General features: G+C 66.8%; 24 protein-coding genes. 6 read left to right on the top strand and 18 right to left on the bottom strand.

Going from position 1 to position 23,824, the window contains the following annotated elements; genetic code table 11:
- The first annotated feature begins 46 nt into the window (after window positions 1-46).
- Window positions 47-1,204: a helix-turn-helix transcriptional regulator gene (locus tag ASG07_RS10580; RefSeq protein ID WP_055845723.1), complete on the top strand. Its 1,158-nt coding sequence runs from the start codon at window positions 47-49 to the stop codon at window positions 1,202-1,204.
- Here the strand turns inward: ASG07_RS10580 and ASG07_RS17855 are convergent.
- Complete coding sequence (locus ASG07_RS17855) at window positions 1,180-2,037, bottom strand: PEP-CTERM sorting domain-containing protein (RefSeq protein ID WP_055845721.1); 858 nt, start codon at window positions 2,035-2,037, stop codon at window positions 1,180-1,182. The two genes, ASG07_RS10580 and ASG07_RS17855, sit on opposite strands and share 25 nt — an antisense overlap.
- A 184-nt stretch (window positions 2,038-2,221) precedes the next feature.
- Between ASG07_RS17855 and uvrA the strand changes: the two genes are divergently transcribed.
- On the top strand, window positions 2,222-5,131 hold the full coding sequence (uvrA, locus tag ASG07_RS10570) for an excinuclease ABC subunit UvrA (RefSeq protein WP_055845718.1): 2,910 nt from the start codon (window positions 2,222-2,224) through the stop codon (window positions 5,129-5,131).
- Between the two features lie 49 nt (window positions 5,132-5,180).
- On the opposite strand, the gene ASG07_RS10565 is transcribed toward uvrA, so the two are convergent.
- On the bottom strand, window positions 5,181-5,825 hold the full coding sequence (locus tag ASG07_RS10565; protein ID WP_055845715.1) for a hypothetical protein: 645 nt from the start codon (window positions 5,823-5,825) through the stop codon (window positions 5,181-5,183).
- A 724-nt stretch (window positions 5,826-6,549) separates the two neighbouring features.
- On the opposite strand from ASG07_RS10565, the gene ASG07_RS10560 reads away from it, so the two are divergent.
- The 4 genes from ASG07_RS10560 (at window position 6,550) to ASG07_RS10545 (ending at window position 9,117) form a co-directional block, all read left to right on the top strand.
- Window positions 6,550-7,800: a hypothetical protein gene (locus ASG07_RS10560; protein ID WP_055845711.1), complete on the top strand. Its 1,251-nt coding sequence runs from the start codon at window positions 6,550-6,552 to the stop codon at window positions 7,798-7,800.
- A gap of 28 nt (window positions 7,801-7,828) precedes the next feature.
- Entirely contained in the window at window positions 7,829-8,113 is a 285-nt protein-coding gene (locus ASG07_RS10555; RefSeq protein ID WP_055845709.1) for a hypothetical protein, read from the top strand.
- A gap of 18 nt (window positions 8,114-8,131) precedes the next feature.
- The gene (locus ASG07_RS10550; RefSeq protein WP_055845706.1) at window positions 8,132-8,557 is read left to right on the top strand and encodes an OsmC family protein; all 426 of its coding nucleotides are present in this window, start codon (window positions 8,132-8,134) and stop codon (window positions 8,555-8,557) included.
- A 137-nt stretch (window positions 8,558-8,694) separates the two neighbouring features.
- Window positions 8,695-9,117, top strand: coding sequence for a glycine zipper 2TM domain-containing protein (locus ASG07_RS10545; RefSeq protein WP_443024604.1), 423 nt, complete (start codon window positions 8,695-8,697; stop codon window positions 9,115-9,117).
- A gap of 27 nt (window positions 9,118-9,144) precedes the next feature.
- Here the strand turns inward: ASG07_RS10545 and ASG07_RS17500 are convergent, their stop codons facing one another.
- The 16 genes from ASG07_RS17500 to ASG07_RS10470 form a co-directional block, all read right to left on the bottom strand.
- Entirely contained in the window at window positions 9,145-9,315 is a 171-nt protein-coding gene (locus tag ASG07_RS17500; protein ID WP_168377339.1) for a hypothetical protein, read from the bottom strand.
- A 53-nt stretch (window positions 9,316-9,368) separates the two neighbouring features.
- The gene (locus ASG07_RS10540; RefSeq protein ID WP_082474745.1) at window positions 9,369-10,307 is read right to left on the bottom strand and encodes a cell wall hydrolase; all 939 of its coding nucleotides are present in this window, start codon (window positions 10,305-10,307) and stop codon (window positions 9,369-9,371) included.
- Window positions 10,308-10,356: 49 nt separating this feature from the next.
- Window positions 10,357-13,179, bottom strand: coding sequence for a M16 family metallopeptidase (locus ASG07_RS10535; RefSeq protein WP_055845695.1), 2,823 nt, complete (start codon window positions 13,177-13,179; stop codon window positions 10,357-10,359).
- Window positions 13,176-13,382 carry a hypothetical protein gene (locus ASG07_RS10530; RefSeq protein ID WP_055845692.1) on the bottom strand — a complete coding sequence of 69 codons (207 nt, stop codon included), beginning with the start codon at window positions 13,380-13,382 and terminating at the stop codon, window positions 13,176-13,178. Before ASG07_RS10530 ends, ASG07_RS10535 begins: the two co-directional genes overlap by 4 nt.
- Complete coding sequence (tgt, locus tag ASG07_RS10525) at window positions 13,379-14,521, bottom strand: tRNA guanosine(34) transglycosylase Tgt (RefSeq protein WP_055845688.1); 1,143 nt, start codon at window positions 14,519-14,521, stop codon at window positions 13,379-13,381. The genes ASG07_RS10530 and tgt overlap by 4 nt, the downstream gene beginning before the upstream one ends.
- Window positions 14,518-15,027 (bottom strand): EF-hand domain-containing protein, encoded by a 510-nt coding sequence (locus tag ASG07_RS10520; protein ID WP_055845685.1) that lies wholly within the window; start codon window positions 15,025-15,027, stop codon window positions 14,518-14,520. Before ASG07_RS10520 ends, tgt begins: the two co-directional genes overlap by 4 nt.
- Window positions 15,024-16,061, bottom strand: a complete 1,038-nt coding sequence (queA, locus tag ASG07_RS10515; RefSeq protein WP_055845682.1) for a tRNA preQ1(34) S-adenosylmethionine ribosyltransferase-isomerase QueA — start codon at window positions 16,059-16,061, stop codon at window positions 15,024-15,026. The genes ASG07_RS10520 and queA overlap by 4 nt, the downstream gene beginning before the upstream one ends.
- Complete coding sequence (locus ASG07_RS10510; RefSeq protein WP_055845679.1) at window positions 16,058-16,804, bottom strand: peptidylprolyl isomerase; 747 nt, start codon at window positions 16,802-16,804, stop codon at window positions 16,058-16,060. The genes queA and ASG07_RS10510 overlap by 4 nt, the downstream gene beginning before the upstream one ends.
- Before the next feature lie 65 nt (window positions 16,805-16,869).
- Window positions 16,870-17,373, bottom strand: coding sequence for a pantetheine-phosphate adenylyltransferase (gene coaD, locus ASG07_RS10505; RefSeq protein WP_055845676.1), 504 nt, complete (start codon window positions 17,371-17,373; stop codon window positions 16,870-16,872).
- The gene (locus tag ASG07_RS10500; RefSeq protein WP_055845672.1) at window positions 17,370-18,278 is read right to left on the bottom strand and encodes a polyprenyl synthetase family protein; all 909 of its coding nucleotides are present in this window, start codon (window positions 18,276-18,278) and stop codon (window positions 17,370-17,372) included. Before ASG07_RS10500 ends, coaD begins: the two co-directional genes overlap by 4 nt.
- Before the next feature lie 2 nt (window positions 18,279-18,280).
- Window positions 18,281-18,547 (bottom strand): exodeoxyribonuclease VII small subunit, encoded by a 267-nt coding sequence (locus tag ASG07_RS10495; protein ID WP_055846141.1) that lies wholly within the window; start codon window positions 18,545-18,547, stop codon window positions 18,281-18,283.
- 68 nt (window positions 18,548-18,615) lie between these two features.
- A complete protein-coding gene (locus ASG07_RS10490; protein WP_055845669.1) occupies window positions 18,616-18,819 on the bottom strand; it encodes a helix-turn-helix transcriptional regulator in 204 nt (67 codons plus the stop codon).
- Window positions 18,816-19,220, bottom strand: coding sequence for a hypothetical protein (locus tag ASG07_RS10485; RefSeq protein WP_055845665.1), 405 nt, complete (start codon window positions 19,218-19,220; stop codon window positions 18,816-18,818). The genes ASG07_RS10490 and ASG07_RS10485 overlap by 4 nt, the downstream gene beginning before the upstream one ends.
- A 56-nt stretch (window positions 19,221-19,276) precedes the next feature.
- On the bottom strand, window positions 19,277-20,989 hold the full coding sequence (locus ASG07_RS10480; RefSeq protein WP_236694635.1) for a GGDEF domain-containing protein: 1,713 nt from the start codon (window positions 20,987-20,989) through the stop codon (window positions 19,277-19,279).
- Between the two features lie 171 nt (window positions 20,990-21,160).
- A complete protein-coding gene (clpA, locus tag ASG07_RS10475) occupies window positions 21,161-23,479 on the bottom strand; it encodes an ATP-dependent Clp protease ATP-binding subunit ClpA (RefSeq protein WP_055845662.1) in 2,319 nt (772 codons plus the stop codon).
- Between the two features lie 108 nt (window positions 23,480-23,587).
- The gene (locus ASG07_RS10470) at window positions 23,588-23,782 is read right to left on the bottom strand and encodes a DUF1192 domain-containing protein (RefSeq protein ID WP_055846137.1); all 195 of its coding nucleotides are present in this window, start codon (window positions 23,780-23,782) and stop codon (window positions 23,588-23,590) included.
- Window positions 23,783-23,824 lie beyond the last annotated feature (42 nt).

Raw genomic sequence — 23,824 nt, 5'->3', positions numbered from 1 at the left:
CCAGATCGGCCATGATACGCTGTCAGCATGGCTGGGGGGTGGTAGCATGTCGTTGAGCGACGGTACGGCCGATCTCGTTCGGTCCATCTACGATACGATCGACGATCCGGATCGCTGGCCTGCTGTGCTCGACAGGATGATCTCCCACACCAACAGTCACTTGATGTTGGTTTCCGTGGTTGATCTGCGCCGCGGTCACTATCACGACACTCGGTGGAGCGGCCCCAATGCCGACCGATTCCGTGACGGCCTGCACGAATACGACGCCGAAATGTTCGCGCGCGACCCCTTGCTGGCGTTCGGCGCCGCTCATCCGCATGCCGGCGGAGTGCGGCTGCGCACGGCCCTTGTCCACCAGGGGCGCGATCCCGACGAGGATCCCTATGCCCGCTGGATCGGGGATCGACTGGGGATCGCGGACTCGCTCGTCCGCTACACGCCGCCAATCGCTGGACTAACGCTCGGCATATCGATTCACGCGGCCGCCGCGGCTGGCAGCCATGCGCGGGAGGCCATCGATCTTTTCACGATGCTGTTCGATCACGTCGAGCGAGCGATGCGCACCGCCAACCGTCCGCCCGATTTCGCCAGCGATGCCGCTCTCGCGATCATGGTCGGTCGGGACGGTCGTATCTTGCGGACGAGTCCGGTGGCACTCGCGTTGCTTGATCGCAAGGATGGGCTGCACAGGTGCGGCGATCGACTGGTCGCAGCCTCGCTGACCCATACCCGCCGTCTCGACACGGCGATCGCGTCGGCACTGGGCGCGGTGAGGGATGGTACCGCCGGAGCAGCCCTGGCGTTGCCCCGGCCCTCGGGGCGGCCCGACTTGCTGGTGCGGGTCGATCCGGTACCCAACCCGCCATCGCCCTTTCGCATGTTCGGTCCCGCCGCGTTGATTCTCGTGACCGAGCCCGATGCGGGCGGGGTCACGCTGACGGCCGCACGCAGATGGGCGCAGTGCTTCGAGCTCACCCCGGCCGAAACTCGGTTGACCGTGGCGTTGATCGAGGATGAGGGCGGGCTGCGTCAGGTCGCAGACCGGCTCGGGATCGCCTACGGCACCGTGCGCGTGCAATTGGCCAGTGTGTTCCGCAAGGTCGGCGTCAGCAGCCAGGCGCAACTTGCCCGGCTGCTGACCCGCATCGGCATCTGGCTATTGACGTTGTCCCTCGCGGTTCAGGCAGTCGGCGACATCGCTTGATCGCGCCGCCGCGTGCGCAGGCCCGCGCCCATCATGCCGATTCCGAGCGTCAGCATCGCCCAGGTCGCCGGCTCTGGCACCGCTCCCGGCGTCTTGATGATCGGGTTCGACAGCAGGACGCCGGATGAGGACCGGATCGATGCGCCGGCCGGAAGCTCGATATTGAAGAACGCGGTGTTGCCGTAATCCAGCTGCGCCGCACCGCTTGATCCCAGGCCGATATGCTGGTCGAAGCTGTAGAGGTGGCCTTCGTAGATATCCAGCAGACCGGAATAGCTGAATTCATGATACCCGTTGGACGTAAATCGCTGATAGTCGGTGCTGCGCGAGTTGAAATCCAGCTGGTCGAATGTAACGGCATAATTGCCGTCGCCGGATGATCCGACATCCTGAATGCTGAACCGCGCTCCCATCCCATTGGGCGTGCCCTGAGGGCCGAAGGTCGTCGTGCCGTCGACCGTCCACGATACGCGTGCGGTGACCATGTCGACGCCGCTAGGCAGATCGAAGGCGAACCGTTCCCACATCGATGCGTAGACGGTGCCCCCGACGTTCGTCGTGAACGAAGCGCGGGCCGCGCCCGTCGAGAGATCGGCGCTGGCGGTCCACGTCGTCAGCCATCCTAATTCCGGCAGGTCGACCGTGTAGCTGGTGCTGGCGCGGGTTGGCCCGTCGGTGCCCCCGTCGAAGCTCCGGCCGGGATTGCTGTTGCCGTCCACGATCACCTGATAACAATCCGCGGCGAGCGTGTCGCACGGCGCGGTCTGTGCATGAGCGGCCGAGGCAGCAAGGGTGATCGCTCCGAGAGCGGCAATGAAAGTCGTGCGCGTCATGCTATGATGTTCCCCGTTAGCGTCTTCGCCCATCATTGTCGGCGGGGCGCGGGGGGCCATGCCGCAATTGATCTACATCCGGGCGGCATCCGGGCGGCCCTTGCTCCGCGGGGTCGCTCGCCCCATTCTGGTACAGCGGCGCGCGCCCTTGCCTCGCGAACAAATATGGAACAATAACCGCCTCATGCTGACCAAAATTTCCGTCCGCGGCGCGCGCGAGCACAATCTGAAGGATGTCAGCGTCGACATCCCCCGCGACACGCTGACCGTCATCACCGGCCTGTCGGGGTCGGGCAAGTCCTCGCTCGCGTTCGATACGATCTACGCGGAGGGGCAGCGCCGCTACGTCGAATCGCTGTCCGCCTATGCGCGCCAGTTCCTGGAGCTGATGCAGAAGCCCGACGTCGACCATATCGAGGGGCTGAGCCCGGCGATCTCGATCGAGCAGAAGACGACCTCGCGCAATCCGCGCTCGACGGTCGCGACGGTTACCGAGATCTACGACTATATGCGCCTGCTGTGGGCGCGCGTCGGTGTGCCCTACAGCCCCGCCACGGGGGAGCCGATCGCCGCGCAGACGGTGTCGCAGATGGTCGACCGCGTCATGACCCTGCCGGAGGGGACGCGCCTGCTGCTGCTCGCCCCCGTCGTGCGCGGTCGCAAGGGCGAGTATCGGAAGGAGCTGGCGGAGTGGCAGAAGGCCGGCTTCACCCGCGTCCGCATCGACGGTCAGGTCCATGAGATTGAGGACGCCCCCGCGCTCGACAAGAAGTACAAGCACGACATCGAGGTCGTGGTCGACCGCCTCGTCGTGCGCGAGGACATCGCGACGCGTCTGGCGGACAGTTTCGAGACCGCGCTGAAGCTCGCCGACGGGCTCGCCTATGTCGATCCCGCCGACCCCGTCGAACCGCGCACCCCCGAAAGCGTCGTGCTGGGCGACCACGCGCCCCCCGGCCGCATCGTGTTCTCGGAAAAGTTCGCCTGCCCGGTCAGCGGCTTCACGATTGCGGAGATCGAGCCGCGCCTGTTCTCGTTCAACGCCCCTCAGGGAGCGTGCCCGGCCTGCGACGGCCTCGGCGAAAAGATGATCTTCGACGAGGATCTCGTCGTCCCCAACCACGCGCTGTCGATCAAGAAGGGCGCGGTCGTGCCCTGGGCCAAATCCAACCCGCCCTCGCCCTATTACATGCAGGTGCTGGGCAGCCTGGCGAAGGCGTTCGACTTCGCAATGGACACGCCGTGGGCCGACCTTTCGGAGGATGTCCGCGCCCAAATCCTGCACGGCACCCGCGGCAAGCCCGTCACGCTGACCTTCGTGGACGGCAAGAAGAAGTACGACGTCAACAAGCCGTTCGAGGGCGTGATCGGCAACCTCAACCGCCGCCTGCTCCAGACCGAGAGCGCGTGGATGCGCGAGGAACTGACCAAATACCAGTCGTCGCGCCCGTGCGAGACCTGCCACGGCGCCCGCCTCAAGCCCGAAGCGCTGGCGGTCAAGGTCGCGATGCGGGACATCAGCTACGCCACGCACCTGTCCGTGGTCGACGCGCTGGCTTTCTTCACCGACCTGCCGACCCATCTCGGCGACCAGCAGCGCGCGATCGCCGAGCGCATCCTGAAGGAGATCGTCGAGCGGCTCGGCTTCCTCAACAATGTCGGCCTCGACTATCTCAACCTCGACCGGACCAGCGGCACGCTGTCCGGCGGCGAGAGCCAGCGCATCCGCCTCGCGTCGCAGATCGGCAGCGGCCTGTCCGGCGTCCTCTACGTCCTCGACGAGCCGTCGATCGGCCTGCACCAGCGCGACAACGATATGCTGCTCGCCACGCTGCGCCGCCTGCGCGATCTCGGCAACACCGTGCTGGTCGTGGAGCATGACGAGGACGCGATCCGCACCGCCGACTACGTCATCGACATGGGGCCGGGCGCGGGCGTCCACGGCGGCGAGATCGTCGCGCAGGGCACGCTGAAGCAACTGCTGAAGTCGAAGACCAGCATCACCGCCGACTATCTCAACGGCACGCGCATGGTCCCGCTCCCGGCCAAGCGCCGCAAGGGCACCGGCAAGAAGCTGACCGTCCACAACGCCACCGGCAACAACCTGACCGGCGTCACCGCGTCGATCCCGCTCGGCACCTTCACCTGCATCACCGGCGTCAGCGGGTCGGGCAAGTCCAGCTTCACGATCGACACGCTGTTCGCCGCCGCCGCGCGCCAGCTTAACGGCGCGCGCATCCTCGCAGGAAAGCACGACAGGATCACCGGGCTGGAGCATCTCGACAAGGTCATCGACATCGACCAGTCGCCGATCGGCCGCACCCCGCGCTCCAACCCCGCCACCTATACGGGCAGCTTCACGCAGATCCGCGACTGGTTCGCCGGCCTGCCCGAAAGCCTGGCGCGCGGGTACAAGCCCGGCCGCTTCAGCTTCAACGTCAAGGGCGGCCGGTGCGAGGCGTGCCAGGGCGACGGCGTGCTCAAGATCGAGATGCACTTCCTCCCCGACGTCTACGTCACCTGCGACGTCTGCCACGGCGCGCGCTACAACCGCGAGACGCTGGAGGTGAAGTTCAAGGGGCACAGCATCGCCGACGTGCTCGACATGACGGTCGAGGACGCCGCCGAGTTCTTCAAGGCGGTGCCGCCGATCCGCGAGAAGATGGCGATGCTGGTCGAGGTCGGCCTCGGCTACGTCAAGGTCGGGCAACAGGCGACCACCCTGTCCGGCGGCGAGGCGCAGCGCGTCAAGCTGGCCAAGGAACTCGCCCGCCGCGCGACCGGCAACACGCTGTATATCCTCGACGAACCCACCACCGGCCTGCATTTCGAGGATGTCCGCAAATTGCTGGAAGTCCTCCACGCGCTGGTCGAGCAGGGCAACACCGTCGTCGTGATCGAACACAATCTGGATGTCATCAAGACCGCCGACTGGATCGTCGACCTGGGGCCGGAGGGCGGCGTCAAGGGCGGCGAGATCGTCGCCGTCGGCACCCCCGCACAGGTGGTGAAGGAACCCCGCAGCTATACGGGTAAGTACCTGAGGCCGCTGTTGAAGGGTGGGGCGGGCAGCGAGGCGGTGGCCGCGGAATGAACTGGACGTCCGGGCCTATGTCGGCCCGGAGGTTCGCCGGTTGCCCGGCTTATCCCGAGGTCACGGAGTTGAGGATGGCGTCACCGGCACGGACCAATGTCGGGTAATCGTTCGCGTCCGATGTCAGCTCGATCGTCAGGGCACGGCCGGGCCGCACCCACCGATAGACGACCTCCTTCGCGCCGGTCTTGCCCAGACGGAAACTTCGGGCCAGCGCACCGCCGTTGACCACCGCCGCCATGTCGGCCGGATCAAATCCCGAAACCGTCAGGACGTCCAGCGGTCGACCGAAATCTTCGTCGACGACGATGGCTACGAACGTGCCGCAGTCGAAGGTGCTCGACCGCCCGTTCAGAACGCTGCTGCCCCGCAAGGTGTAGCCACGGGCGAATTCCACGACCTTCCGGCATCCATCAACGGCCAGGGGTTTCAACGGGGGGACGATCGTCGTCCTTTTCGCCCTGACAATCGACTCGTTCAGCGAACGCTGTCCACTCAGGATCGCCGAGGATGACGGCAAGGACGTGATGCGAATCGGGCGATCGGGCGTGCTGGGAACCCGTGTTTGTGTCGCTCGCTGCAGAAACTGCGCCCGAATGTCATCGGGGGTCTTCGCACCGGCGATGTCATAGCCCGGCGAGGCGACGACCGTCGTCTGAAGCAGTAACAGCGCAAACGTCGATGGCGATACCATGCTGAATTCCAGTATAAGAGATCCGAAAGCGACGATATTCGGCTGCTAATCTTGCTGGCGGCATGACGGATCGAGCAACGAAGCAGTCGCGCACGCGCCAATACACGGCGTCACCCCCTGAACTACGGGGTTGCCCCTCGAATCCCGGGGATTACGGACCGTAAATCTGACGGCGATGGAGTACGTCCGACTTCCGGAGCATTCGATTTTCGCATTCATCCCCCCGTAGATGCTGACGAACGCAAAAGAAGAGAGGCCGGAATAATCCTGATACTCCATCTCGATTGCGTGGTCATATCGACAGGGTTTCGAACAGGATGTCTGGGCCGTTGCACCACTTGAAGTAAATTCAAGCGCATACAGCGCCATAACCGGCCGCAAAAAGTAACCTCCGACATAATTGCAGGTACAAACTTTCACCTATGAATAAAACTGTCAAGCGCTGATGCTCGAGCGTAAACTTCACTGCTATATGAAGCTGTTACGAGCAGGAGAAAATCCGGATAGCGATTGTCGCAGTCCACGGATTCGGTAGCCTGTCTTGATCGTCTGGTTTTGAAGACCGACCCGGCCGGATGTTACCGCTGTATCGGTGTAACCGATGGTTCGGCGAACTGGATGGGGATTTGCGGGCATAGCTTCGCCGGTGCCCGGTATTGACGATGGCTGTCCTACAACCCCGCCCATAGGATACATGGTCCGTCCTCTCTCGGAAGGACAAACCATGAACGCGGACACGCCCTGCGACATTCGCCAAGACGGCTGGACCGGAGAGCGGCAGTGCGCGTTTCTCGAATCCGTCGCGGTGGGGGCGACGGTGGAGGAGGCGTGCCGGCATGTCGGCATGTCCGTCTCCTCCGCCTATGCGCTGCGGCGGCGCGCGGCGGGGTCGGCCTTCGCCTTGGGGTGGCAGGCGGCCAGCCTGCTCGCGCGGGACAGGATCGCTGACGCGCTGACCGCGCGCGCGATCGACGGTCAGGTCGATACCTACAGCCGCCCGGACGGATCGACCTGGACGCGGCACCGCTTCGACAACCGGCTCGCCTCGACCATGCTCGCGCGGCTCGACCGGCAGGCGGACGACGCCGCCGGCACCCCGTCGCAGGGCGCGGCGCGGCTGATCGCCAGCGGCTGGGACGCGTGGCTGGCGGGCATGGCCGCCGACGACAGCCCCGCCGCCGCCGGGCTGTTCCTGCAACGCCGCGGGCTGGCGGGGGAGGGGCCAGCCTCCGGCAACGCCGCACAGGACGAACGCGACCTCGCGCCGCTGCTCGCGCTCGCCGCCGCCGATCGCTGGCTGCGCGTCGGCGCGGATATCGCGCGGGAGGTCGACATGACCGATCTCGATCCCGCCGCCCGCGCCGGCTGGACAGCGGAGCAATGGACGCGGGCGGAGGCTGCCGGCCTGCTCCACTTCGCCGCCCCGGCCCGCGAAGTGGAGGACGACGCGCCGACGCCTCCACTTCCTCCACTTCGCACCGCGGCGCAGGCCATGAACGACGATGCGCTGCACGTCTGGCAGCACACCCGCACCGGCCTGTTCCTCACCGACTTCCCGCCGCCGCCCGGTGCGGAGGATGTGCTGGAGTTCGGCCGATGGGGCGATGCCACGTATGAGCGCCAACTCACTGACGAGGAAGGCGCCCTGATGGATCAGGTCTATCGCCTGTATCGCATGGCCGATGGCGAACTGGTCGACCCCGAACAGGCGGAGGCGGCGCGCCTCGCCTATTTCGAGGCGGTACGCGGGGAGATCGCCGCGCTGCGCGAAGGAACGACCCCGCCGCCCGGGGGGTTGAACGCCGCATCCTCCCACAGCGAAAGGCAAGACGATGGCCCCCCGCACTCCGGCCCCGCGTACCAAGGCGAACTCCGCCGAGACGAAGACGCCCACCCGCAAGGCTCCTGCTCGCAAGGCGAATGCGACGGGCTCGACGGGCAAGCCCCGCGCCGCTCGCCGTTCGCCCTCGCGTAACGCGAAGCCTGCCGACCGCCGCTTCGGCATGAAGACGCTGGCCGCCGGTGCCGCCGCGCTCGGCCTTGCCGGTTCGTTCGCCGCCGCCTTCTTCGTGCGCCGTCGCGCCAGCGAGGCCGCCGCGTCGAGCCCCGCCGAACATGCGGTGCCCGATCTCGCTGCCGATGCGCCGCGCCCCGGTACCAACCGCGCGCCAGAGGCTTTCCGGCCCGATCCGACGGCGGTTCCGACGGCGGAAGAGCGTGAGAGCCTGCGCCCAGCGACCGGACCGGCGCCCAGCCTCGCCGCCGATCGCGGCACGACGATTCAATAAGCGAAGGAACAGAAGCGCATGACGACACGCACCGCCACCGCCCGCTACGAAGGTCTCGGCAAGGATGGCAAGGGCCATGTCAGCACCCAATCGACGGTGCTGGACAACAACCCCTACGGCTTCGGCACCCGCTTCGGCGACGAGCCCGGCACGAACCCGGAGGAGCTGATCGCCGCCGCCCACGCCAGCTGTTTCACGATGGCGCTCAGCTTCGCACTGGCGGGGGCGGGCTTCACCGAAGGCACGCTCGACACAAAGGCCGCGGTGCAGCTCGACAAGGACGGCGACGGCTTCACCGTCACTCGTTCCGACCTGACGCTGACCGCGACCGTGCCCGGCATCGAAGCCGCGCAGTTCGAGGAGATCGCGGCGGGTGCCAAGGCCGGCTGCCCGATCTCCAAGGTCCTGAACTGCGAGATCACGTTGCAGCACACACTGAACTGAGCCGAACCTTCTCCTTCCCCTTCGGGGGAGGGGGGCCTTTCCGCGGGCAGTAAGCCGGTGGAAAGGCCCGCTCCCACGCAACGATCCGCCACCCGACGCATTTGATCGATATCAACCGGTTACAAAGGATGCGCGCCATGCGCCTGACCCCCAAGACGACCGCCATACTCGCTGCGACGCTCGCCTCCGCCACGCTGGCGGGCTGCGCGACGGGGGGCGGATATGGCGACGGCCGCTACCGCAGCTATTCGTCCTACGACTATAACCGCCCGGATCCGTCCTACGGTGGCTATGAAGCGGATCGCTACTATGTCGACGACCGCCGCTACCGCGAGCGTCGCCTGTCCTCGAACGACCGCGTCTATCGTGGCCGCAACGGGCAATATTATTGTCGCCGCAACGACGGTACGACCGGCCTGATCGTCGGAGCCGCAGCCGGTGGCCTGCTCGGCAACCTCATCGCCAGTGGCGGCTCCGATACGCTGGGAACGCTGCTCGGAGCTGCCGGCGGTGCGGTCGCGGGCCGGGCGATCGACCGTAACAACGTACGCTGCCGCTGATGCGGTCAGATCCCGCGGTGGTCGCGCTCAGGTGAGCGACGACTTCCGCGGGATCGTCTCCTCCGGCGGGGCCTGATCCTTGTCCAGCCGGTCGCCCGGCAGCCGGGCGTCGCCATGCTCCTGATGCTCGGTCGAAAGGTTCGGATCGTCGGTCTTCTCGGTGCGGATGTCGGTGGCGTGCGGATCGCGATCGGTCATGATGGGATATCCTTCCGCCGATCCAACGGCTTGTCACCACGCCCGTTCCGTCGTCAGGGTGTCAGCGGCTTCCCCGAATCCTTCCATCGCTCCAGCACCTGACCCGATTGCGGCAAGACCTCCGGCATCGGAACCACGGCCGGCCTCGCCGCCGGAACCGCAACCGGCGACGCCACCGCTGGCAATGTTGGAACGACCGGCGCATGACTGCCGACCTCGGGCTCACTACCCCGATAGCTCTGTGAAAACGCGCGCGCCGTTCCCCAATAGCCTTTCCAGCGATGGAAGAAATGCGCGCCGACCATGTCCGTCATCACCAGCGCCCGGTTCCACGTCGGCGTGACCGCATAGGTATGGTAATGCGTTGCCAGCCCGACCGGCGCATAGACATATCCCGCCAGTGCCGCTGCCGCGACCCGCGTGGCGCGTAGCATCGCTTTCGCCTCCGGCACCCTCGCGGCCGCTCCGTCGCACGCGAAGGAGAACTGGCACCCCGCCTTTTCCGACCCCTGATATACCACGCCGCAGACCGTCGCCGGAAACGCCGGATGCCGCACGCGATTGAGCACCACCTGCGCCACCGCGCGCTGCCCCGCATCCGGCTCCGACGCGGCCTCGTAATAGATGGCATTGGCCAGACACTGCACCGCCCGCCCGCGATCCACCGCCGACGCCCTGCCGAGCGAGAACGGTCTGGCAGCCACCACCCCGACCTCCCCCGGATCGCCGGGCCGGACACCAGCCGGCAGCATCGGCAATGCCGTCGTCCCCGTCACCCCGGACGCGGGCGCGGCGCTCTCCGCGTGACGATCCGCATCGACCACGATCCGCAACGCCGACGGCGCAATCGCTGTGGGAAGGGAGCCGGCCTGATCCGGGACTGCGGGCAAGGCGGTGGCGATCCGCCACGCCGCCGCCGCCCCGAACGCCGCGACCAGCAGCAGTCCGGCCAGCGCCAGCACCGACCAGACCTGCCGTCCCGGAATCGCCATGATGCGCGTCATCGCACCACGGTAGTGCCCAAACCTTGCCGTTTCGCTGTCAGCGCGTCAGCGTCGCCTCGCCCAGATCGAGCGCCGCCTCCGGGATCACCTGCACCGCCGGATACGCCTTGCGCAGCGCCGGCAGGAACTGCTTGGCATCCCCGACCACGACGATGCTCGCCGCCTTCGGATCGAGCAGCGCGGATGCCGCCTGCACCGCCCGCGCATCCACGCCCTCGATCTGGCCGGTATAGCGCTGCAATTCGTCGATCGGCACGTCCTGCAACACATAATCGCCGAGCAGCCCGGCGATCCCGCCCGTCGTTTCCACCGACCGGCCAAAGCCGCCGACCAGCACGGCCTTGCGCGTGGCGAGTTCGGCCTCCGGGACGGGCGCGCTGCCCATGCGCGCCATCTCGGCGGCGATCAGCGTGACGACCTCCGCCGCCGTCGTGTTCTTGGTCTGCGTCCGTGCCGTCATGCTGCCGGGCAGACGCCCCGCCGACACACCGCTGCTGGCGCCGTACGCCAGCCCGCGCTTGATCCGGATTTCCTGGTTCAACCGCGACGAGAAACCGCCGCCCAGTACGGTGTTGGCCACCGCCAGCGGGTAATAGCGTTCGTCCGCCCGCGCGATCCCCGGCCGTGCGACGACGACACCAGCCTGCCCCGCACTCGGCACGTCGACCACCACGATGCGCGGCGCGGGGGGAGCGACGGGGGTCACCGCCGCCGGTGCCGCCGCAGGAGCCCGCCACGCGCCGAACTGCCGTTCCGCCAGTGCCGCGGCGTCGGCCGGTGTGATGTCGCCGACCAGCACCAGTGCCGCCCGGTCGGGCCGCCATGTCCGGGCATAGGCCGCGCGGACATCCGCCTGTTGCAGTGCCTTGAGCGAGGTCGGCGTTCCCTCCAGCGGCGGCGCATAGGGGCCGCTGCCGAACACCGCGCGATTCGCGACCAGCCCGGCCAGTTGCGCCGGGTTCTTCATCGCGACCGTCACGCCATCGATCGCCTGCACCCGGGCGCGCTCGATCTCCTCCGGCGCGAACGCCGGATGCTGCGCGACATCGGCGAGGATCGTCATCGCGGGCGCCAGCTGGTCCGACTTCACCGTCATCTCGATCGACGCGCCGTCGCGGCTCGCATCCGCCCCGATCGATCCGCCCAGCGATTCTACCGCCCGCGCGATCTCGGTCGCGGAACGCGTCGTCGTCCCCTTGGTCAACAGGTCGGCCGTCAGGCTGCTGGCACCCGCCCGATCCGCCGGATCGCCCGCTGCTCCGCCAGACGCGACCAGCGAGGCGGTGACCAGCGGCAGCGCATGTCGCTCTACGGTAACGACGCGAAGACCGTTGGCCAGCTTCGTCTCAACCGGGTTCGGCAAATTCGCCGAAACGACCGCGGCTGGCGGCGGCAGTGCGAAGCGTTCGGCCGCAGGAGCGGGCGTGACGACAGCGATACCGGGCGGTGGCGTCAGTGCCGCCACCTGCACGGTAGGCGCGATCGTGATGGGGATCAGCCGCACGTTGTTCGGCATCTGCTCGGCCGGCAGATAGCGGATCGTCGCCGCCTGCTGCTCGCCCAGATAGCGGCGCGCCACGCGTTGCACATCTGCGGCGGTAACCGTCGCAATGGCGGCAAGCTGCTTGTCGGCGGCACGGGGATCGCCGTCGATGATGACCGAATTGGCCAGCGTCGACGCCTTGCCCTCCGCCGTCTCGCGCCCGCGGATCGCCGTCGTCAGGATCTCGTTCTTCGCCTCCGCCAGTTCCGCGGTGGTGACGGGCTGGTCGCGCAGACGGGCGATCTCCCGCTTCAGCGCCGTCTCGCCGGCGTCGACGTCCTTGCCGCCGGCGATCATCGCGAACACGACGAGGTTGCCCGTCCCCTGACGCAGGTCGAGGATCGTATCCGCCGATTGCGCCAGCTGGTCGCGATAGACGATGCTTTCATACAGCCGTGAGCTCTCGCCGGTGGACAGCACGGCGTTCAGCACCGTCAGCGCTGCCACGTCCGGATCGCGATCGGGCGGCAGGTGCCACGACATCAGCACCGCGGGCAGCGGCGTGTTCGGCTCGTACACCGTCCGCGTCACCGCCTCGGTCCGGGCCGGCTCCACGACCGTCACGCGCGGAATGGCGCGATCCGGCTTGGCGATCTTCGCGAAATACTGGTCGATCCAGCGATTGAGCTGTGCCGCGTCGAAATTGCCGGACACGACCAGTACGGCATTGTCGGGCCGGTAATAGGTCGCGTGGAACGCCCGCACATCGTCGATCGAGGCCGTATCGAGATTGTCGATGTCGCCGATCACGCCCCGCGCATAGGGATGCCGGCTATAGGCGAGTGCAGGCATGTACGTGCTGAACAGCTTGCCATAGGGCCGCGCCAGCACGCCCTGCCGATATTCCTCCTTCACCACATCCCGCTCGGACGCGAAGCTGGTCGGCTCCACTACAAGGCTGGCCATCCGGTCCGCTTCCGCGAACAACAGGCGTTGCAGGTGGTTGGCTGGCACCAGTTCATAGTAATTGGTGTAATCGTCGCCCGTCGACGCGTTGTTATATCCACCGACATCTTCGGTCAGGCGATCCATCTGTTCAGGCACCAGATTGCGCGTCGCCTTGAACATCAGATGTTCGAACAGGTGCGCAAAGCCCGACCGGCCGGCGGGATCGTCCTTGCCGCCGACATCGTACCAGACCTGAACCGCCACGTTCGGCGTCGACGTGTCGCGGATCGCAAAGACACGCAAGCCGTTCGACAGCGTCCGCTCGGTGAAGGCGGTCGGCTGTACCCCGGCCGCTGCACGCGTCTGCGCGGCGGCGGGGGTGGCGAGAGGGGTGGAGGCCAGCAGCAGCGCGGAGAAGGCGCGCTTCACTTGCCGCCCCGCTGCCGGTTCGCGAACAGCACCGCTGCGGCGACTGCCGCCGACCCGATGCCGACGCCCAGCCCGATCTTGCCGAGCTGCCAGTTCTTGCGCTCCAGCATCTTTTCCGCGGCGGCGGCGGCGTGGTCCTTGGCCTCCCTGGCGGCGGCAAGGATCTCGTTCGGCTCGTGCTCGGCGTTCGGCGTCTCGGTCATGCTCTCTCTCCGTTATGTTCGCCGGCGTAGCGCACGCGGAACGCATCGGCGAATTTCACCAGCGTGCCGGCAGCGATCGCCGTGCGCAGGTCGACCATCAGGTGCTCATAGAACCGTATATTATGTTCCGTCATCAACATCGCACCCAGAATCTCACCCGACCGGACGAGATGATGGAGATAGGCGCGGCTCCACGTCGCGCAGACCGGGCAGGGACATTCGGGATCGAGCGGCCCCCGATCCTCCGCGAAACGCGCATTGCGCAGGTTGATCGGCCCACTGCGCGTGAACGCCTGCCCTGTCCGGCCCGATCGGGTCGGCAGCACGCAGTCGAACATGTCGATCCCGCGCTCTACCGCGCCGACGATGTCGGTGGGCTTGCCCACGCCCATCAGGTAGCGTGGCCGATCCGCCGGCAGTTGCTGCGGGGCATAATCCAGGCAGGCGAACATCGCCTCCTGCCCCTCGCCGACCGCGAGGCCGCCGACCGCATATCCGTCGAACTCGATATCGATCAGCGCATCCGCCGAACTCTTGCGCAGCCCTTCGTCCAGCGCGCCCTGCTGGATTCCGAAGATCGCGTTGTGCGCCGCATGCCGTTCACCCGCGTCGAACGCGTCGCGGCTGCGCTTCGCCCAGCGCATCGACCGCTCCATCGCGGCGGCCTGCACGTCGCGCGGGGTCGTCGTCGGCACCAGTTCGTCGAACGCCATGACGATGTTCGAACCCAGCCGCCGCTGGATATCGATCGACCGTTCGGGGCTGAGCATGTGCCGCGTCCCGTCGAGATGCGACTTGAACGCGACGCCGTCTTCCGATCGTTTGGTCAGTTCGGACAGGCTCATCACCTGATAGCCGCCGCTGTCGGTCAGGATCGGCCGGTCCCACCCCATGAAGCTGTGCAGCCCTCCCAGCCGCTCGATTCGCTCCGCACCCGGCCGCAGCATCAGGTGATAGGTGTTGCCGAGAATGATGTCCGCGCCCGCCGCCTCGACGTCGGCAGGCTTCATCGCCTTCACGGTCGCGGCGGTGCCGACCGGCATGAAGGCAGGCGTGCGGATCGTGCCGCGTTCCATCGCGATCGCGCCGGTGCGCGCGCGCCCGTCGGTGGCGTGGATGGTGAAGGCGAAGCGCGTCATTTCCGGTCCCGCTTGCGATCCTTGCCGTTCGGCGCGAGCGGCTTCTGCGGTCCGTTCGCGTCGGCCGGTGTGGTGCGGATCGTCAGGATCTCGGCGCGGTTGATCGCCCCGTCACGGTCGCGGTCGAAACGGGAGAACAGGCGCGAGAAATGATCCTGCAACTCCGCCAGGGTGATCGCACCGTCCGCATCCCGGTCGACATCAAACGGGGAGGGCAGGGCATTGCGATCACCCAGCCATCGTTCGGCCCAATCGGCGAACGCAATGTAGCGGAGCTTGCCCGTCTTGGCCGTGTCGATCACCTCGAACGAGCGCCGCACGCCGGTTTCCATCTCGATGCGCGTCGTCTCGCCGTCGCCATCGGCATCGCAGGCGGCGATCATCATCGCGACCGGCTCCACCACCATCGTCGCGGGCGTCTGGTCGAACGGTTTCGGCCGGGCGGTGACGAGGATTTCCGGTGCCCCCTCCTGCTGGAGCAGCATCAGCGCGGCGAGCAGGATCATACGGCCTTCCCCGGCAGAAGCAGCGACGCGTCGCCATAGCTGTAGAAGCGGTAGCCGGCGGCGATCGCCTGCGCGTACGCCGCCTGCATCCGCTCGCGCCCCATCAGCGCCGATACCAGCATGAACAGCGTCGATCGCGGCAGGTGGAAATTGGTCATCAGTCCGTCGATCCCGCGAAAACGATAGCCCGGCGTGATGAAGATGGCGGTGTCGCCCTCGAACGGCCGGATCACGTCGTCCTCGCCCGTCGCGCTTTCGATCAGCCGCAGCGACGTGGTGCCGACCGCGATCACGCGCCCGCCTCCCGCCCGCACCGCGTTCAGCCGGTCGGCCACCGCCGCGTCGATCCGGCCCCATTCGGCGTGCATCCGGTGGTCGTCGGTATCATCCGCTTTCACCGGCAGGAACGTACCCGCGCCGACGTGCAGCGTCAGCGTCTCGTGCGCGATGCCCGCTGCGTTCAGCGCAGCCATCAGCGCCGAGGTGAAATGCAGCGCCGCAGTCGGCGCGGCGACCGCGCCCGGCTCGTCCGCAAACATCGTCTGGTAATCCTCGGTGTCGCGCGCCTCGATCCCGCGTTTGGCGGCGATATAGGGCGGCAGCGGCATTCGGCCGGCGCGTTCCAGCAGCAGCTCGACCGGCTCCTCCCCGGCGAAGTCGAGCACCCAGCTGCCGTCTTCACCGCGTTCCGTCGCGACGGCGGACACATTCGCGCCGAAGTCGATCGCGTCACCGTCGCGCAGACGTCGTCCGTTGCGCACGAAGGCCCGCCAACGGCGGACCCCCTCCCGCTTGTGCAGCGTCGCACCGATCTTGGCATCGCCACGCCGCCCTTCAAGCTGGGCGGGGATCACGCGCGTATCGTTGAAGACCAGACAATCGCCCGCGCGCAGCAAGGCCGGCAGATCGCCGACGATCCTGTCCGCCGGCGCATCGCCGTCCAGCACCAGCATCCGTGCCGAATCGCGCGGCGTGGCAGGGTGGAGCGCGATCCGCTCCGCCGGCAAGTCGAAGTCGAAAAGGTCGACGTTCAACGGGCTGGCGCAGCCTTCTTGGCCGCTGGCTTGGGAGCAGCCTTCGCAGGAGCAGTCTTGGTGACCGGTGCACGCTTCGGCGCGGCCACGCCCGCCGGTCCGGTTCCCGGCAACGTCACCGGCGCGCCCAGACCGACCGGTGCGGGAGCCGGCGCGGCGACGAACGCCGGCGGATTGTCGGCGGCGATATAGGCGTGGACGATCTTCGACGGGTTCTGCGGCGGCTCGCCCCGCTCGATCGAATCGACATATTGCATGCCGTCGATCACCCGGCCGAACACCGTGTATTTCTTGTCGAGGTTCAGGCGCGGCTGGAAGACGATGAAGAACTGGCTGTTCGCGCTGTCCTTGTCATCCGCACGTGCCGCCGACACCGCGCCGCGCACGTGCGGCAAATAGTTGAACTCGGCCGCCACGTTCGCCAGCGTCGATCCGCCGGTGCCGTCCCCCTTGGGATCGCCGCCCTGCGCCATGAAGCCGTCGATCACCCGGTGGAAGGGCAGCCCGTCATAGAAATGCTGCCGGGTTAGCGTCTTGACCCGCTCGACCATGTTCGGCGCGACATCGGGGCGCAGCCAGATCGTCACCCGCCCGCCGGTCGACAGGTCGAGCAGCAGCAGGTTCTCCTTGTCGGTGATCGGCGGAACCGGTTTGCGCGCTGCGACGCCCGGATCGATGATCTGGGCGGCGGCAGGGGCGGAGAGGACGGCGGCGAACGCAAACAGGCCGGCGATGAAGCGCATGGACGATAACTCTACAGGAAGACGGAGCCGCTTAGAACACTTCGGCGCTTGCGCCAATCTGAACGTCAGCCGCCGCGCGGGCCGAGCGCCTCGACGCGTGCGACGACCTCGTCGTGTACGCTGGGCGTGACGAACTTGGCGATGTTGCCGCGGAACAGCGCGATCTCCTTCACCAGCCGCGACGCGATCGGTTGCAACGCGACGTCGGCCATCAGGAACACCGTCTCCACCTCGCGGTTCAACTGCTGGTTCATGCCCGCCATCTGATATTCATACTCGAAATCGGCAACCGCCCGCAGCCCGCGCACGATGACGCTGGCCTTCTGGTCGACCGCGAAGTCCATCAGCAGCGCATCGAACGACACCACGTCGATCACCGCGTCGATCCCGGCGACCTCCCGCCGCACCGTCGCCATGCGCTCCTCGACGGTGAACATCGGCGACTTGCTGGGATTGGTCGTCACGCCTACGACCAGCCGGTCGACCAGCTTCGCGCCGCGCCGGATGATGTCCATATGGCCGAGCGTGATCGGGTCGAACGTGCCCGGATAGACGCCGATCCGGGTCATCGGTCGCGCTCCACGACATAACGGGCGACCGCGCGCAGCAGGTCCGCCTCGCGCCCGTACGCATGCAGGTGCCCGATTGCCTGATCGACGAGCATCCGGCACTGTTCCCGCGCGCGGTCGACGCCCAGCAGCGACAGGAACGTCTCCTTGCCCGCGCCCGCATCCTTGCGCAACGTCTTGCCGACCAGCGCTTCGTCACCCTCGGCGTCGAGCAGATCGTCGGCGATCTGGAACGCGAGCCCCAGATCATGGGCATAGCCGCGCAGCGACCGCCGCCCGTCCGGTGCGACGCGGCCCAGGATCACCCCCGCCTCGACCGCGGCGGAGATCAGCGCGCCCGTCTTCATCTGTTGCAGCCGCGTGACGGTGGCGAGATCGAACCGCGCCTTCTCCGCCTCCAGATCCATCATCTGTCCGCCCGCCATGCCCCCCGGTCCGGCGGCACGCGACAGGTCCAGTACCAGTTCCGCCCGCACGAACGGGTCGGGATGCGTATCGGCATCCGCCAGCACCTCGAACGCCAGCGCGTGCAGGCAATCGCCCGCCAGGATCGCCGTCGCTTCTCCGAACGCCTTGTGCACGGTCGGCTTGCCCCGGCGGAGGTCGTCGTCGTCCATCGCCGGCAAATCGTCATGGATCAGCGAATAGACGTGGATCGCCTCGATCGCGGTACCGACCAGCAGCGAACATCCGCGCGACACGCCGAACAGGTCCGCCGTCGCCATCGTCAGCAGCGGCCTCAGCCGTTTGCCTCCGCCGATCGCCGCGTGGCGCATTGCTCGGTACAGGTCGGCGCGGGGATCGTCGGGGATCGCCAGCAGCGCGTCGAAGTGGCGATCGACCTCACCCGCGACCAGCGCGATCGCATCGGCCAGCGGCGCAGTCGGAGCGTCGACGTCCGCCATGGTCAGCCCGCCGCAAACGGACGGGTGCCGGCGGGATTGCCCGACGCGTCCAGCCGGATCGCCTCGATCCGTGCCTGCGCGGCATCCAGCCGTTCCGCACACCGCGCGCGCAGCCGGTCGCCGCGTTCGTACAGCCGGATAGACTCGTCCAGCGTCGCGTCGCCGCTCTCCAGCCGCCCGACGATCCGCTCCAGTTCCTTCAACGCGGCCTCGAACGACAGGTCGTCGATCGGCGTTTCGGTGGCGGTGTCCGGCGCGGCGGAGGGCATGCTATCCATCGTGCCGCTATGCGACACGGGCGGAGGGGAGGCAAGGCGCAGCGCCTCCGCGGTATCGTTCATGCGGCTTTGGACGGGCTGGTGAATACGTCCTCGATCGCCAGCCCGAACAGTTCGGCGATCCTGAAGGCGAGGGGCAGGGAAGGATCGTACCGCCCCGTCTCGATCGCATTGACGCTCTGCCGGCTCACCTCCAGCAATTCGCCCAGATGCTGCTGGCTCCAGTTCCGCTCGGTCCGCAGGGCGCGCAGATGGTTGTTCATGCCTCCCTCCGCTCGATCAGCTTGTTGACGCACGAGCCGATGCCCAGCCCGCCGAACCACAGGATCGGCCAGGCATAGCCGACCAGATGCGGCAGCAGTTCGAACCCTTCCAGAAACCCCCATATCGTCGCGCCGGTCATCGCGACACCGGTGGCGACCAGCGATTGCCGGACGAGCAGCATCCGCTGATACTCGTCGGTCTCCTCGACCAGGTACATCCCGATCGCGACGAAGAACCCGGTTACCGGCAAGGCCGGCAACACGCCCGTCAGATAGGCGAGCGGTCCGCTCACCAGATCCCGGTTGAGCAGATAAACCGCAGGGAACAACAGCCCGACATAGGTCAGGGACAGCAGGATGACCCTGCGATTGTAACGCCGCTGGGCAGGAGAGAAACGCATGTCGAAGCTCCTTCTTGGTGTGTGAAGGGGGCTTTACATGGAAAGGTGGCTTTACGTCAAGTTTCCTTTCCACCGCCGCAATCGAGCGGTGCCTGCCCCACCCAGATCGCGCCTGCATCGCGGGCGCGGTCCCGGCCCGCGGCTTTCGCCTCGTACAGGGCGCGGTCGGCGCAGCGGTAGAGCGCTTTCCAGTCCGTCTCCTTCGCCAGCGATCCGGTGCAGGTGCCGATGCTGGCAGTGACGGCCATGTCGAACGGCATGCGGATGCCCCGCAACGAGTCGAGCACGCGCGATGCCGCCAGTCCGACCCCGGCATCGACGATCACCGCGAACTCCTCGCCCCCGATGCGGGCGACCAGCGCATCGCCGGGAACCACGTTGCGCAACGCCTTGGCGAAGGCGCGCAGGACTTCGTCGCCGCCGTCATGGCCGATCGTCTCGTTGACCGCCTTGAAGTGATCGAGATCGGCGATCAGTAGCGTTTGTGGCCCCTCCCGCCCGATCGCGCGCGACAGGAACGATCGGCGGTTGAGCAGGCCCGTCAGCGGATCGCTGTCCGCCAGCAGTCTCGCCGCCAGCTCCTGCACTCGCGCCTCGTCGCGCTCCCTTGCCAGCAGGTGGATACGATAGGCGATGCCGATGCTCGACATGATCGCTTCGACCGCCATCGCCAGCAGCGTGGAATTGTCGACCCAGACATTGTCGGCTGTCCAGCCATAGGCCCCGGTAATTCGCAGCCCCGCCGCGGCGATCGGCACACCCCAGGCGATCGCGAACATCCAGAGGAAGTTGGACCGCCGCCGCCACGCGCTGAACAGGATCAGCGGGACCAGAAGGATCAACGACGCGATCGATCCCATCATCAGCTCGTCCAGCAGGTGGATTCGCCAGGGTGACAAGGCTGCGGACGCCGTGGCGCTCGCCATCGTCGCGATCATGCCCGCGGTGATCGCGTGGCGCAGCCAGCGAGGGAAAACCCGCGGTTCGAAGAACAGGCGCGCGAACAGCATGACGCTGGCCGCCGATCCCGCCAGCGCCAGCCCGCTGATACGGATGCGGTCATTGTTGTCGAGCGCCGGATACCATTGCCCCAGTGCGCCGGACGAACTCACGGCATAGGCCAGCAGGCAGAGCAGCAGCAGGCAATAGGCGGGCTGGAACGCCTGTCGCAACGCCCGCCACAAGGCGAGATTGTACACGATCAGCGCCAGCACCATGCCCCCGAACGCGCCATACAGCGCCGCAAGCAGGATTTCGGAATTGGCATTCTCGCCGTGCGTGGCCAGCATCGGCTGGCGCACGATGCCGCGGATATTCGCGGCTCCCTCGACATGCCAGAGCAACCGCACGGGGACTGCGCCGTGACGCGGGAGCGTCTGCGCGATCATCGCGCCCAACATCAGCCGCTCGCCCGTCGTGCGGCTGGTATAGGTGGTTCGGCGGATCGCCCCGTCCGCATACAGGGTATGAAGCGAGACGCGGTCCTGCCACACGCTGGCGGTGCGGACAGTCAGCGGACCGTGGCTATCGATCGCCGGCAAGCGCTGCGACAGGACCCAGAAATCGCCGCTGCCAAAGGTGCGCTGCGGCGACGTGCAGTCGAATCGTCCCGGCGTCGCGAACAGCGTCCGCGCCGTCATTCCCGGCGCAGCGCGCACGATGCACAGGCTCAGCGGCATCCCCATCGACGCCGCGGTCGGTGCCGACGTCGCAGCTGCGAGCAGCATGACCAGCGCCATCCACCAATATCGCAGCAACCGTTCGATCATGGGGCGATCGTTACGCCACCCCGTTCAACGAAGGGTTAACGCCGTGGATACCAATTCGGGGTTCTGCACGGCGCCCGGCAGAGCCACCCTCTCGGCCAGTGGCACCCAAAACCACGAAGGGCGGCGGCACTCTCGCGCCACCGCCCTGTCGCGATCGATAAACCGTCGAAGCTATTCCGCCTCGACCGGAGCGGGCTTGCCGCCCTTCTTGCGCGGCTTCTTGGGCGCGGCGGGTTCGATGCCGAACGACAATGCACCGTCCTTCATCCGCACCGTCACCTCGCCGCCGTGGACCAGCTTGCCGAACAGCAGTTCCTCGGCCAGCGGCTGCTTGATCTTTTCCTGGATCAGGCGGCCCATCGGTCGTGCGCCGTACAGCTTATCATAGCCCTTCTCGGTCAGCCAGCTCTTGGCCGCATCGTCCAGGTTGATGTGGACGTTGCGATCCGCCAGCTGCAATTCCAGCTGGAGGATGAACTTGTCGACCACACGCGCGACCACCTCGGTCGGCAGGTATCCGAACGGTACGATCGCATCGAGACGATTGCGGAACTCCGGCGTGAACATCTTCTGCACCGCCTGTTCGTCCTCACCCTCGCGGGTCAGGTTGCCGAACCCGACCGTCTCGCGCGCCATGTCGGACGCACCCGCATTCGTCGTCATGATGAGGATGACGTTGCGGAAATCGACCGTCTTGCCGTGCTGATCGGTCAGGCGACCGTTGTCCATCACCTGCAACAGGATGTTGAACAGGTCCGGATGCGCCTTCTCGATCTCGTCCAGCAGCAGCACGCAATGCGGGTTCTGGTCGACCGCGTCGGTCAGCAGACCGCCCTGGTCGAACCCGACATAGCCCGGGGGCGCACCGATCAGCCGGCTGACCGAATGACGCTCCATATATTCGGACATGTCGAACCGCTGGAGCGGAATGCCCATGATCGCCGACAATTGCTTGGCGACCTCGGTTTTGCCGACGCCGGTCGGGCCGGTGAACAGATAGTTGCCGATCGGCTTCTCCGGATCGCGCAGTCCCGCCCGCGACAGCTTGATCGCCGACGCCAGCTTCTCGATCGCGCTGTTCTGCCCGAAAACGACCCGCTTCAGATCGGTTTCGAGCGTCGCCAGCGCCATCTTGTCGTCGGTGCTGACGCTTTTCGGAGGGATACGCGCCATCGTCGCGATGACGGCCTCGATCTCCTTGGGCGTGATCGTCTTCTTCCGCTTGGCGGCGGGCACCAGCATCTGCATCGCGCCGACCTCGTCGATCACGTCGATCGCCTTGTCCGGCAGCTTGCGGTCGTTGATGTAGCGGGCAGACAATTCGACCGCCGACTTGATCGCATCGGGCGTGTACTTGACCGAGTGATGCTCCTCGAACGCGGAGCGCAGGCCAGCCAGAATCTTGATCGTGTCCTCGATCGTCGGCTCGTTCACGTCGATCTTCTGGAACCGCCGCAGCAGCGCGCGGTCCTTTTCGAAGTGGTTGCGGAACTCCTTGTAGGTGGTCGACCCGATGCAGCGGATCGCGCCGCCCGACAGGGCCGGCTTCAGCAGATTCGACGCATCCATCGCGCCGCCGCTGGTCGCGCCCGCGCCGATCACCGTGTGGATCTCGTCGATGAACAGCACTGCGTGCGGCAGCTTTTCCAGTTCGTTGACGACCGCCTTCAGCCGCTCCTCGAAATCGCCGCGATAGCGGGTGCCGGCCAGCAACGCGCCCATGTCGAGCGAATAGATGACGGCTTCCTTCAGCACGTCGGGCACCTCGCCCTCGACGATCTTGCGCGCCAGACCCTCGGCGATCGCCGTCTTGCCGACGCCGGGATCGCCGACGTAGAGCGGGTTGTTCTTCGACCGGCGGCACAGGATCTGGATCGTGCGATCCACTTCCGGCCCGCGACCGATCAGCGGATCGACCTTGCCGATCTTCGCCTTCTCGTTGAGGTCGACGGTGAACTGCTTCAGCGCGCTTTCCGTCTTGCCCTTCTCCTGTCCCTTTTGCGGCTTTTCCTCTTCGGCCGCGCCCTTGGGCGGGGTCGCCTCCGCCGCGCCGCCCTTGCCGACGCCGTGGCTGATGAAGCTGACCGCATCCAGACGGCTCATGTCCTGCTGTTGCAGGAAATACACCGCATAGCTCTCGCGTTCGCTGAACAGCGCGACCAGCACGTTCGCGCCGGTCACCTCGTCACGGCCCGAAGACTGGACGTGCAGGATCGCGCGCTGGACGACGCGCTGGAACCCGCTGGTGGGGGAGGGATCGGTCTGCGCATCGACCTTCAGCGCATCCAGTTCGGTGTCGAGATAATGCGCGACCGTGGTCTTCAGCTCACCCAGATCGACATGGCACGCGGTCATCACCTTGGACGCGTGCTCATCGTCGATCAGCGCAAGCAGCAGGTGTTCCAGCGTTGCATATTCGTGGCGGCGCGAGGACGCGGCCTCCAGCGCCTTGTGCAGCGTGGTTTCCAGCGCGGGGGCGAATGACGGCATGTTGCTACTCCAGTCGGGCCCGATGACGGGCCCTTTCCGTGTATGTCGGAACGGTGACGCCCATCATCAAGCGGCGCGGCCTTTCCCGAAGGAAGCGCGCCGCGACGCTCACGACCTGAATAGCGCGTCGGCGCTTGCCCGGTGGTTAACGGCGTATTCGTGCTTGCGCCGGACGCGGGCGATCTCCCCCTCCAGCACCGTGATCCGCGCCTCCAGCTCCGTGACGGACAGCGGGTCCAGATCCTCCCGCACCAATTGGTCGAGGATGTCGTTGCGGCGGGAAGGGGCGTCGTCGATGTCCACGGTGGTCCGGCTCCTGAAGCGCAAGCGTTGACCCGCGCGAAC

Origin of the sequence: Sphingomonas sp. Leaf343, assembly GCF_001423765.1 — a bacterium.
GTDB lineage: Bacteria > Pseudomonadota > Alphaproteobacteria > Sphingomonadales > Sphingomonadaceae > Sphingomonas.
This window is presented reverse-complemented; position numbering and strand designations above follow the sequence as displayed.